Origin of the sequence: Paenibacillus tyrphae, from assembly GCF_024158745.1 — a bacterium.
In the GTDB taxonomy this organism is placed as follows: domain Bacteria; phylum Bacillota; class Bacilli; order Paenibacillales; family NBRC-103111; genus Paenibacillus_G; species Paenibacillus_G tyrfis_A.
Map to the genome: position 1 here is coordinate 1 of NZ_JAMZAW010000070.1, position 700 is coordinate 700.

Genomic DNA, 700 nt, shown 5'->3' on the forward strand with positions numbered 1-700 from the left:
AAGCTCGCTATATATCCTTTCTCGCTCCGCTTGTCTTCGACAAAAGTCGCTCCAAAAAATATATACCTCGCGGTATCAACTAGTAAAACTAAGGATGATTCAGCTTTACGCTTTGTTTCGTTATCCAGTTTTCAAGGAACAAATCGTCGCTGTTATTAATAGCGACAAAGTTTATCTTACCACACTCGCCTACTCTTTTCAAGAGGCAAGTTTTGGTGGAGCCAAGCGGGATCGAACCGCTGACCTCCTGCTTGCAAGGCAGGCGCTCTCCCAGCTGAGCTATGGCCCCATGCTATATTATGAAGTTAGCTGGTGGGCCCTAGTGGACTCGAACCACCGACCTCACCCTTATCAGGGGTGCGCTCTAACCAGCTGAGCTAAGGGCCCATAATATTCGTATGCATAATTAGTTTCATAAGAAAAGCCCACCCTTGGTGGGCTTGCTTGGCGACGTCCTACTCTCCCAGGACCCTGCGGTCCAAGTACCATCGGCGCTGGAAGGCTTAACGGTCGTGTTCGGGATGGGTACGCGTGGTTCCCTTCCGCCATCATCACCAAACGAATTACTTATGAAGGAAAGGCATTGCACCTTTCAAAACTGAACACGAGTGAGTGTCTTGCGACTGAGTCGCAGATTTGTCCGATGACCTACAGTCATCATGGACTCCATAGAAAGGAGGTGATCCAGCCGCACCTTCCG

The 700-nt window shown here is 49.6% G+C and carries 2 tRNA genes and 1 rRNA gene; all 3 read right to left on the reverse strand.

Annotated elements, in window-relative coordinates:
- Positions 1 to 213: 213 nt before the first annotated feature.
- The 3 genes from NI000_RS36530 to rrf all read right to left on the reverse strand — a co-directional run bounded on the left by NI000_RS36530 (position 214) and on the right by rrf (position 559).
- Positions 214 to 289 (reverse strand) — tRNA-Ala (locus NI000_RS36530).
- 21 nt (positions 290 to 310) lie between these two features.
- Positions 311 to 387: transfer RNA gene (locus NI000_RS36535), tRNA-Ile, on the reverse strand.
- 55 nt (positions 388 to 442) lie between these two features.
- Positions 443 to 559: ribosomal RNA gene (rrf, locus tag NI000_RS36540) — 5S ribosomal RNA — on the reverse strand.
- Positions 560 to 700 lie beyond the last annotated feature (141 nt).